Source organism: Plesiomonas sp. (assembly GCF_051650925.1).
Lineage (GTDB): Bacteria > Pseudomonadota > Gammaproteobacteria > Enterobacterales > CAMTGL01 > Plesiomonas.
The window spans coordinates 1-10,667 of sequence record NZ_JBOFRH010000350.1 but is presented as its reverse complement, the minus strand read 5'-3'; the positions used below and the strand labels follow the sequence as shown (position 1 = coordinate 10,667).

The window sequence follows — 10,667 nt, the reverse complement described above, 5'->3', positions numbered from 1 at the left end:
CGACTTATCCATGTCATGACTGTGTGCTCATTTTAGAAAAACGAAAGAGTAATACTTAATTATTAAGACTATTTTGTCTATTTTGCCAGTTTATCTAGTCAATAATCAGAAACATGACTATAAAGATCTGATAACTCTTTGACTTATTATGGTACGGACACCATGCGGATAAAAATTCCGGCAGCATTGCAGCAGATGTTTTTTTACGGCCTTGGGCTGATCCTGATGAAGGGGATCTCATTGCTGATGCTGCCTGTTTTTACCCACTATCTGTCGACGGCTGAATTTGGGCAACTTGAGGTGTTACTGGCTCTGATCAATATCGGCACGTTATTGCTAGGGTTAGGGTTGGTCGATGCGCTGTATCGTTTTGCTGGGGTTTCACATACACCCGAAGAGCGTAATCAGGTTGCCGGCACGTTGTTTGGTCAAACCTTAATTATTGCAATATTAGGTGTTCTGGTTCTTCTTCCTTTTTCTGCCCATATTGCCGCGTTATTACCCGGTGTTGTTTCTGTTTCCGCTGTTCGCTGGGCATTGATCTCTATTGCTTTAGAAGGGGTTATTGGTATTCCACTTGCGTGGATACGGATGAAAGGGATGGCTCGTTTTTTCTTCTTGTGTACGGCTGGGCGGGTCGTGATACAAGCGTTTTTGATTTGGGTTTTTCTGCGCAGTGGTTACGGTGTTGAGGGTGTAATCATGGTAGGTGCGCTGGCCAGTTTAGGGCAAGCGATTTTAATGGGGGGCTGGCAGTGGCGTGATACCGGTTCTCACTTTAGGCTACAAAATAGCACACAGTATTTACGTTATGGTTTCCCTATATTAATCAGTGGTCTGGCAGGTTTTGCCGTGGCAGGGTTAGATCGCTGGTGGTTGGCGGGTTCTGCAGGGGAAACTGAACTAGCCTATTATGCGGTAGCAGCCAAATTTGCATTAGCGGCCGGATTAGTATTACAGCCTTTTGCGCTTTGGTGGTATCCCAAACGTTTTCAATTATTGGGTGATGCAAAAGGGCTACAGCAAAACGCAGACTTTGCAGAGTTTGGGGCATCTTGCGGTTATTTATTGGCCGGTGTGGTAGGTGTTATTGCACCTTACTTAATTATGAAGTTAACACCGGCCGCTTATCATCCGGCAATACAATTAGTCCCTTGGTTAGTCGCGGCAATGGCATTTAAAACACAATCTGAATTAATGAATGTAGGTTGTTATAGCCAATCTGACAGTAAAATACAGATGAATATTCATTTGGCCAGTAGTGCTGTAGGTGTGATCGGTTATGCAATATTAATTCCCTTCTTTGGCGTTTTTGGCGTTATTATTAGCCAGTTGTTGGTCAATATATTACGTGCAGGTCTGTTTTTTTATTGTAGCCAGCGGTTATTGTCTCTGCCTTATCGTGGGTATGGTGTAATCAGTTCGGCATTGTTAATGGGGATAGCGCTATGGATAGGCCAGTGGTGGGTAGCCCAACACCCCATTTTATAATTCGCCATGGTAAACCGGTATTCGTGAGCACACTGCTTTGTGTGCTGGTTGCTGCTGTATGGTGGTTTGTGCCGTTACCATTAATTGGCCCTATTTTAGGGATGCTGATTATTGGTGTGCTACTGGTTTTTCGTTTTCCATTTTGGGTTGTATTGGCTTTTATCGCATTTTCTTTTTTCCGTATTCATGAAGTTATTCCTCAACTTAATCCGTTGCGATTACCACAACTTCTTGCAGTAGCGGCATTGGCCGTATTGTTATGGCATACGTTAATGACAAAAAAAATTCAACCATTTTGGTGTTCAGAATTTAAATGGTTAAGTATTTTTTTTGTGCTGGTGACGATTGGTGTTTTTATGGCCGCAAATCGTGGTGAAGCATTAGCAGCCTGGAATGGAACATATGTGAAAATTGTCACGATGACATTTGCTATTGCGTGGCTGATGGACAGACCGGCCGATTTTGCTATGGCAACACGGGTTTTTATTGCTTGTGGTTTATTGGTGGGTATTGTTGCTTTGTATAACAAAAGTGCCGGAATAGGGTTAGTGGAAGAGACCCGCGTTACCATTGGCCGAGAGTTAGGCTCAGTTCTCGGTGATCCAAATGATTTAGCGTTGGTGCTGTTATTTCCTGCCGGATTTTCGTTAGCCACTGCACTTGAGTCGCGCGCGCATAAAATGGAGCGTTTTTTTGGCTTAGCCGGATTTTTAGTTAATTTGTTGGCTATTATTGCAACACAAAGTCGGGGTGGTTTACTGGGTATTTGTGCTGTGATGGCGGTATCGGGTTATCGGAAAATAAAATCAAAAGTCTTACTGTTTTCTCTTGGAACTATTGCACTATTAATTTTATTTGCTGTGGCCGGAATCAGTGGCCGTAGTTCTGGAGGCGCATCTGAAGATGGTATTGATGCTTCCGCAATGGGGCGGTTATACGCATGGGAAGCTGCATGGGGTATGGCTGTTGCACACCCATTTCGTGGGGTGGGGTTAAATAATTTTTACTATAATTACTATTTTTATAGCCCCCATTGGGATGGATTAAATCACGCCGTTCACTCTACATGGTTTAATGTGTTATCTGAAACTGGATTTTTAGGGTTTACGATTTTTTTAATTATGCTCTTTTCTACGCTATTTCATGTTTGGCGAGTTGCATCTAGTCTTGATAGATCAGAACCACATTCAGTAACGATTGCAATTAATGGCGTTGTGGCCAGTATTATTGGTTTTTGTGTTTCAGGCACATTTTTAACACAAGGTTTTACATGGCCGGTCTATTTACAACTGGCGATTGCGGTAGCGGGTATGCGTGCGATTGAAAAACAGCGGGCATTACGATTATAAATATGCCAATGAGCTTTGTTTTATTAATTTTGAACAATATGTTGGCGTAATGGCGCACATTTTATGAAAGGATAACTGAAATGATGCCGATCCCCATTCTGTTTGTGCATTATGGTGACACATGGATTAGAGGCAGTGAGCGCTGTTTATTAGATTTACTCGCGGGCTTAGACACTCGGCAATATTTACCCGTAGTGTGGAGTAACAATAGTGCATTATTAACGCAAGTGGCACAATTGGGTATTGAGGTTTATTTTACCCCTTTTACGTTAATTGGGGGATGGCATGTTCCCCGCTGTGATCTTCGTGCTTATTGGCGGTTACTCAGGCAAGCAAGTGATATTATCCGTGAACATGAGATTAAACTGATTCATTGTAATAGTGGTGCACCTTGTCAATGGATGGTACCTGTTGCTCGCTCTTATCATTTACCTTTATTTGCTCATTTACATGCTCGTTACCAGCCGCGAGACCGCTACAGCTTATTACTGCATCAGGTGTCATTTGCTGCCGGAGTAAGCAAGCCTGTGCTTGAGGGGCTAATTGATGATGGTGTGCCAAACCATCGGCTTAAGGTTATTTATAACGGTATTGATGCTAACCGATTAGCACTGCATCCGATTACTGATATTCGTCAGCAATTGGGTATTCACAACGATGCTCTGCTGCTAATTTCGGTCGGGTCACTGATTGTGCGAAAGGGCATGGATATTCTTATTGATGCCGTAAAAAAACTGCAGGATAAACAACGCAATGTGGTGTTGGTTATTCTGGGTGAAGGTGAAGCTCATACTGCACTCCTACGGCAAATTCAAGAGCTTGGTGTGATGCACCGAGTTTTCATTGTGGGTGAGATAACTGATGTCGGCGGATGGCTACGCGGTGGGGCTGATATTATGGTTTCTGCCGCACGTGAAGAGGTATTTGGTCTGGTTTTGGCTGAAGCAGGTTGGGCGGGATTGCCGGTTATTGCTTCTCGGGTAGGGGGAATTCCTGATGTTGTTGCCGATCAGGTTTCAGGGCTTCTATTCCCTGCTGAAGATGTTAATGCTTTGGTTGCTGCCATTGAGCAGTTGCATGATTCAGCTGCTCTCCGGTTACAAATGGGTGAGTCAGGCCGCTTACGGGTGTTACAGCAATTTTCTGTTGAGCGTTATATCCAAGATATTCAAGCTGTATATCAGCAGCTATTAACAAATCCGGAAATGCATCTGACATGGCGCAATGGTTGGCGCTGTTTTCCTGGTTTATTGCGCTGGTTATGGCAGCGTATGTGTACTTTTTTCTCAAGAGGTGCGGAATGACAAGGCGTATTTTATTGCTTGATCCCATTGCATTTAATGGAGGATCAAAAGTAGCCAACCGCTATTTTTTGGGATTATTACCAGACGATCAGGCGCAAATTACAGTGCTGACCCGCAATGCCAGTGCGTGGAAATCAACGGGGTGGCGTACGGTAAACTTATATGAGTTGCCGTTTGTTCGTACTGCGGAATCAGGGATCCCCTATTTTTTGCGACACCTCTTTTTGGCGTTACAAGTGTTGCTGCTACGTCTTCGTTTGGGGATGGGCAGTGTATTGATTGGCGGATCTGGCCCCGGTGTGGATCTGGCACTGTATCTGAGCAAATTAATTGTGCCGGCTCAGATAGTACAATTGGTTCATGGCCCAGTAGCGCGTTCACGTACGTGCGGGCGTTGTGTAAAAATGGCCGATCGGGTGTTCTATCTAGCCAGTTGTGAGGCCTCACTCAAAGCGGCACTTACTGCCGTGGGTGAAACCGAAGATAAAATTAATCAGCGTTTACAAAGTGATGCATGGTCTATTATGCAAAATGGTATTCCTCGCTCACGCTGGCCATCAGCCATGATAGCCATTAACGCAAGTACAGAGACTCTGCCAGTAAAGATTTTCTGGGCAGCTTCTATCCTAAAATGGAAGGGGTTAGATCTGTTGCTTAATGTTTTGCAGCAAGCGGCTGTTGAACCTCAGAAGGAAACAACTTGGGAGACAGAGATCTGTTTTCTCCGCCCAAAAGACATTACGTTACCGATTACACAAATACCGAGAGCCATTTCCAATGTTCATTGGCATGAAGAGCCGGATAATCTGGATCAAATTAGATCGACCTGTACGGTATTTATTTCAACCAGTGAGAATGAACCTTTCGGGTTGTCTATTTTAGAAGCGTTGTGTGTGGGGTTGTGTGTTGTGATCCCAGCAGACGGTGCGTATTGGGATCAAAAGCTTGAACATGGTGTAAATTGTTTGAAATATCAGCCTAATAACAGTGAGGCACTGTTACAGTGTTTGAAGCAATTACAACAACAACCGAGACTGATCCGTGAACTTGGTTTGGCAGGAGAGACAGTTGCGGCTGCATTTCGGGCTGAAATTGTCTACCAGCAGCCGCTTGAAGTACTTAAAAAGTTGTTAGGCTGATCATCAAGATCTGGAGAGTTAAATAAATGGTATTAAGCTGATAACGCTGATAGATACTGCGTCATAATATGGGGAACTGCAGCTTCTGGCGTATATTGTTTGGCGATAGATGCTCGTGCCTGCTGTTGTATGCGGGTGCGCTCAGAGTCTCCTAAACCTAGCCAGTGTGTGATAGCCTGATTCATTTGCTGGCTATTTTGTGCCGAAATCAGCCAGCCGTTATGGTTATTTTGAATGAGATCGCCTAGCCCGCCGATATTAAATGTACAGACCGGTATTCCATGGGCAAGAGCTTCAAGTGCGGCAAGCGGTAAACCTTCTGCTCGTGAGGTAATACAGAGCAGATCAATATCTGGCCAAACTTGTGTCATATCGGCACAAAAACCGTGAAAAATTACCTGATCATGGTATTCGGCCTGCAGTGCGGTATGCATTGGCCCATCACCATATAAATGAAATTCAGCATAAGGGTGCTCTTTTGCCAGTTGGCAAAAAATATCAGGGCCTTTTTCGTGGCTAAGGCGGCCGACAAAACCGATACGAGTATGCTGATTGATATTTAATTGTGCGGGCAGATCAACAAAATTAGGGATAACGGCCACTGGTTTGTACAACCGTTGGGCAATACTCTGACTTACGGCAATTCTGGGAGCAAGGCAGGCCGTCAGTAAATCGACCGTGGTATAAAACCGCAAACGCCCAGTGCCCATATCTCCTGAATGGTAGGTTGAAATGACCTTGATACCAGATAATCGACCAAAAATACGGCATATAATACCGGCTTTATAGCCATGCGAGTGCAGTAAAGCGGGGCGTTGCTGGCGCATATAGCGAATAAAATCACGCGAACCGTGGCAAATATGATATGGAATACTCAGCCGTTTTAACCGATTGATATTGGGGCTTGAACCGTAGTCATCCATTAGCACCACAGTAGGCTGGCAACCTTGTTTTTGTAATGCTTCTGCCAGAGTGAAAACATGGTTTTCAATTCCACCAATTTGGCGGCTATCTAGCACCAACCAGATTGGCTTGTCGGCACATGCTGTTTTTAGCGCAGAGAGTGTAGGTGATACATTATTGTGATCGGTATGTCGTTCCATGACAGAGCCTTTTTCTCTTAGTGATAGGGTATCAATATGCTTTCTATTAATATAGCACGATACGCAAACTTGATTGCTTAGTATGGCACATTTTTACAATCAGAGTAGATCGACAAAAATAAACACTCATATTTATTTTATTGCTTTTTTGCATGAGATGTATTTTCTGTGTAAGTAGGTGTTGGTGTATTTTTATATCAATTTGAATTATTAGTGTGCTATTTATAAAGAAATAGAGCAGTTAAGATAACCTGCTCATAATGGGGGAATAAAAATAAATTACTCTTTATCGATATAAAGCGTTTGGCTTGGAAATGCAAAGTCAGCATTATGCTGATGTACAATATCGATCATTTTTAAATAAACGTCTTGTTGAACACGTAACCACTCAGCCCATGCGGTAGTACGGGTAAAACAGTAAATCATGATGTTCAGTGAAGAGTCAGCAAAATCATCAAAATAGACCAATAGAGTTTGTTTGGTATCAATGTCAGGGTGTGATTTCAGCATCTGATTGATATCATTAACAACATTACCTACTACAGCGGCATCTTGGTAGCGTAAGCCTAAGGTGGTTTTTATCCGGCGATTGGTCATTCTGCCGGGGTTTTCCACGCTGATAGATGAAAAAACTGAGTTTGGAACATACAGCGGGCGATGATCAAAAGTGGTTATCTTGGTTAAACGCCAGCCGATTTCACATACTGTGCCTTCAATATTGCGATCGGGTGAACGAATCCAATCTCCGACATTAAACGGACGATCGAAATAGAGCATTAAACCCGAGAAAAAGTTACTGATAATATCTTTACCGGCCAAACCAATCGCAATACCACCTACACCACCAAAGGTCATTAAACCAGATAAACTTAAACCAAAATGTTGACCAACCAGTAATATCAGTGTCAGTACTGTAATGGATTTTAGTAAGCGTGCAATCGCTCTTGAAGTGGTGACATCATTACCTTTTTCAATTTGTGATGTTTCAATTTGCATAATAAGGGCAAATACATATTTAATCACAATAGCTGAAATTAAAGTGATGTTAATTGTGCTGATCCATTCCGGATAGTTATATGAAAAGTTCAAATGTTTTAAAAAAATACTGACAGTTTCTGTGACTGTCAGCAGGATAATAATCCAAAATACAATGGAAGAGAGGCAAGCCAGCACAGATGTGAATGCTTTTTTGTGGTTATTAAATTTTCGGCTTAAAAAGAAAAACCACACACCGATAGCAAAAGCCGATGCCGATGTTAGTAATACAAGCTCAATAATTAAGCGAGATGTAAACATAAGGATAAAACCATGTGTTATGTTAATAATTTTACTGCACTATATCGTATAACTATACCGCATAGCTATGCCGTCTATCAGGCTATGAAGCGATGTGTCAGACGATAAAGAGCAACCATTTCCAGTCTGCCAGTGATTGTGCATATACGTCTATAGTTAAGATGTGCCTAAATATTAACCTAAACATGTTATCACCCAATAACCGAGGCTTAAGTGCTCTTTGCTGTAGTAGGTATTGGGTAAACCCGTATCGGAAACAAGGAGAGTCACCCTATGGTGCTGCACACAACACAAACGGTATCAACGCAAAACTTGTTTATGTCAGAGAACGGGTTGGCCGGTACAGTACTGCTAACGGGGGATGACCCTGAACAGAAAAGGGTAGAGATACTCACAACATTTTTGAGCGTGTTTAGCCGCTATGAATCGTTATTTTCCTGCTTATGTGATGAGCGGGCGTGGTTTACCAAAGCGATTAGCTTACGTCACCCATTAATTTTTTATTACGGCCATACTGCAACATTTTTCATTAATAAGTTGATGGCTGCGCAATTATTGCATGTGCGCGTAGATCCGGTGATTGAATCAATGATGGCAATTGGTGTTGATGAAATGAGCTGGGATGATCTGGATGAGTCACATTATGCATGGCCTGATATTGCTACCTTGCAAGATTACCGGACACGAGTGAAGGAGTGTGTCTGCGCTTTTATTAAGCAGATGCCGTTATCGTTACCGATACAGGATAATAGCCCAGCATGGGTGATCCTGATGGGGATAGAGCATGAGCGCATTCATCTTGAAACGTCATCAGTGCTGATTCGGCAGTTACCGCTTTCGTGGGTTAAGCCAAACTCTTTATGGCCAATTTGCCCGATAGCAGAGCATCAGCGGGAAAATGTGCCGGATAACCGCTTAATTGCACAATCGGGTAGCACTTTGTCGCTTGGAAAAGACCGCAATGCTGCAACCTACGGGTGGGATAACGAATATGGTCAGCGTACAGCAACGCTTGGTGATTTTTCAGTCGCGCGTATGCTGGTCAGTAATGCCGAATTTTACCTGTTTGTTGCCGATAATGGCTATATGCAGCAGCAGTGGTGGAGTGATGAAGGGTGGCGCTGGTGTCAGTTTGCAAAAGCAGTACAACCAACATTTTGGGTCGGCATACCCAGCCAACCCGAGCACCTGCGTTTACGTTTGATGCTGCAAGAAGTGCCTATGCCGTGGGATTGGCCTGCAGAGGTTAATCAGCTTGAAGCCGATGCCTTTTGCCGTTGGAAAGCAGCAGCAACAGGCTTGTCGATACAACTGCCCAGTGAAGCACAATGGGTGCAGTTAAGGCAGGCAATAGATACCGATCACCCAGCATGGCTGGCAGACGATACGGCTGTTCCGGCCAATATTGATTTGGCATACTGGGCTTCACCGTGTCCGGTTGATTATTTTATGCACGGGTCATTGTGTGATGTGGCAGGTAATGTCTGGCAGTGGACCTCTACCGCGATTGATGGCTTTGACGGGTTTGTCGTTCACCCGCTGTATGATGATTTTTCTACCCCCACATTTGACGGAAAACATACCCTGATTAAAGGTGGTTCATGGGCTTCAACCGGAAATCTGGCTATTCAGCATTCACGCTATGCGTTTCGTCGCCACTTTTTCCAACATGCCGGATTTCGTTATGTGGTCTCTGACTATCAAGAGCCTGCGGTAGTTAACCCCTATGAAACCGATCAGTTGGCTGGGCAATATCTTGATTTTCACTATGGCCAACCACACTTTTCAGTGCCAAATTTTGCGGTGCAGTTGGTTGAGCATGTTATTCCGCACTGTCATAGAGTAAACAGGGCTTTGGATATTGGTTGTGCGGTTGGTCGAGCCAGTTTTGAATTGGCGCGCCATTTTCACGCAGTAGATGCGGTTGATTATTCAGCCCGTTTTATTGATATCGCTTTATCATTAACGTTACAGAATGAATATCGCTATGCCGTTCCGACCGAAGGGGCGTTGCGTGAATATCGCAGTATTACGCTTTCTCAGTGTGGAATAACCGCTGATACAATGGCTAGAGTACAGTTTACACAAGGTGATGCTTGTAATTTGAAGGATAAATATCAGCAATATGATCTGGTATTTGCCGCAAATTTAATTGATAGATTACCAAATCCTACCCTATTTTTAGAGATGATAGCAGAGCGTATTGTCAGCGGCGGAATACTGCTATTGGCTTCGCCTTATACATGGTTAGAGCAATATACGCCGGTAGATCAATGGCTTGGTGGAAAGAAAGAAAATGGTGAGTCATTAAGCAGTTTTCAGCATATTAGCCGCTTGTTAAACCCGCAATTTGAACTTATTACACAACCCAAAGATGTGCCATTTGTCATTCGGGAAACCGCACGGAAATACCAGCATACACTCTCTCAGGTTACGCTTTGGCGTAAAAAATAACTACCTTATTGAGGAAGGAAACCAAAACAGACAAACCTTGTTGAGGATTTACGGCATAATAGATCATATTCATGTGATAAATGTACGGGGGTTACCCCGTACGCGATAAGGGCACTTCAGGGGAGTTTATGGCAGGGGCGAGTTTTTTTGCTTTGTTAGATGATATTGCGGCAATTTTAGATGATGTTGCCTTGATGACGAAAGTGGCGGCTAAAAAGACGGTCGGGGTATTGGGGGATGATCTGGCCCTGAATGCCCAGCAGGTTTCTGGTGTTAAAGCTGATCGTGAATTACCGGTGGTATGGGCAGTCGCAAAAGGGTCTTTTCGCAATAAACTGATTTTAGTACCCGCGGCACTACTCATTAGCGCATTGATTCCGTGGGCCGTTACCCCGTTATTAATGCTGGGCGGCATGTTCCTTTGTTTCGAAGGGTTTGAGAAGGTTTTGCATACACTGACAAAATCATCACAGCATACGGCTGAAAGCTTGAATACAGAGGAAACAAAACATACCCCTGAGCAAACCCCGC

8 protein-coding genes are annotated in these 10,667 nt (G+C 43.7%); 6 read left to right on the top strand and 2 right to left on the bottom strand.

Going from position 1 to position 10,667, the window contains the following annotated elements; translation table 11 throughout:
• Window positions 1-162 precede the first annotated feature (162 nt).
• The 4 genes from ACRC27_RS08075 (at window position 163) to ACRC27_RS08060 (ending at window position 5,283) form a co-directional block, all read left to right on the top strand.
• Window positions 163-1,491 (top strand): lipopolysaccharide biosynthesis protein, encoded by a 1,329-nt coding sequence (locus tag ACRC27_RS08075; protein ID WP_438624185.1) that lies wholly within the window; start codon window positions 163-165, stop codon window positions 1,489-1,491.
• On the top strand, window positions 1,449-2,840 hold the full coding sequence (locus ACRC27_RS08070; RefSeq protein WP_438639623.1) for an O-antigen ligase family protein: 1,392 nt from the start codon (window positions 1,449-1,451) through the stop codon (window positions 2,838-2,840). Before ACRC27_RS08075 ends, ACRC27_RS08070 begins: the two co-directional genes overlap by 43 nt.
• 80 nt (window positions 2,841-2,920) lie before the next feature.
• Complete coding sequence (locus ACRC27_RS08065) at window positions 2,921-4,144, top strand: glycosyltransferase family 4 protein (RefSeq protein WP_438639622.1); 1,224 nt, start codon at window positions 2,921-2,923, stop codon at window positions 4,142-4,144.
• A complete protein-coding gene (locus ACRC27_RS08060) occupies window positions 4,141-5,283 on the top strand; it encodes a glycosyltransferase family 4 protein (RefSeq protein ID WP_438639621.1) in 1,143 nt (380 codons plus the stop codon). The genes ACRC27_RS08065 and ACRC27_RS08060 overlap by 4 nt, the downstream gene beginning before the upstream one ends.
• A gap of 32 nt (window positions 5,284-5,315) precedes the next feature.
• Here the strand turns inward: ACRC27_RS08060 and ACRC27_RS08055 are convergent, their stop codons facing one another.
• Window positions 5,316-6,386 (bottom strand): glycosyltransferase family 4 protein, encoded by a 1,071-nt coding sequence (locus tag ACRC27_RS08055; RefSeq protein WP_438639620.1) that lies wholly within the window; start codon window positions 6,384-6,386, stop codon window positions 5,316-5,318.
• 279 nt (window positions 6,387-6,665) lie between these two features.
• The gene (locus tag ACRC27_RS08050; RefSeq protein ID WP_438639619.1) at window positions 6,666-7,682 is read right to left on the bottom strand and encodes a mechanosensitive ion channel family protein; all 1,017 of its coding nucleotides are present in this window, start codon (window positions 7,680-7,682) and stop codon (window positions 6,666-6,668) included.
• 318 nt (window positions 7,683-8,000) lie between these two features.
• Between ACRC27_RS08050 and ovoA the strand changes: the two genes are divergently transcribed.
• The gene (gene ovoA, locus ACRC27_RS08045; RefSeq protein ID WP_438639624.1) at window positions 8,001-10,136 is read left to right on the top strand and encodes a 5-histidylcysteine sulfoxide synthase; all 2,136 of its coding nucleotides are present in this window, start codon (window positions 8,001-8,003) and stop codon (window positions 10,134-10,136) included.
• Between the two features lie 128 nt (window positions 10,137-10,264).
• On the top strand, window positions 10,265-10,667 hold a 403-nt coding region (locus ACRC27_RS08040; RefSeq protein WP_438639618.1), incomplete at its 3' end, for a DUF808 family protein.

Coding starts and splice junctions, on each gene's coding strand:
- ACRC27_RS08075 (WP_438624185.1), top strand. CDS start 163: ATGCGGATAAAAATTCCGGCAGCATTGCAGCAGATGTTTTTTTACGGC.
- ACRC27_RS08070 (WP_438639623.1), top strand. CDS start 1,449: ATGGATAGGCCAGTGGTGGGTAGCCCAACACCCCATTTTATAATTCGC.
- ACRC27_RS08065 (WP_438639622.1), top strand. CDS start 2,921: ATGATGCCGATCCCCATTCTGTTTGTGCATTATGGTGACACATGGATT.
- ACRC27_RS08060 (WP_438639621.1), top strand. CDS start 4,141: ATGACAAGGCGTATTTTATTGCTTGATCCCATTGCATTTAATGGAGGA.
- ACRC27_RS08055 (WP_438639620.1), bottom strand. CDS start 6,386: ATGGAACGACATACCGATCACAATAATGTATCACCTACACTCTCTGCG.
- ACRC27_RS08050 (WP_438639619.1), bottom strand. CDS start 7,682: ATGTTTACATCTCGCTTAATTATTGAGCTTGTATTACTAACATCGGCA.
- ovoA (WP_438639624.1), top strand. CDS start 8,001: ATGTCAGAGAACGGGTTGGCCGGTACAGTACTGCTAACGGGGGATGAC.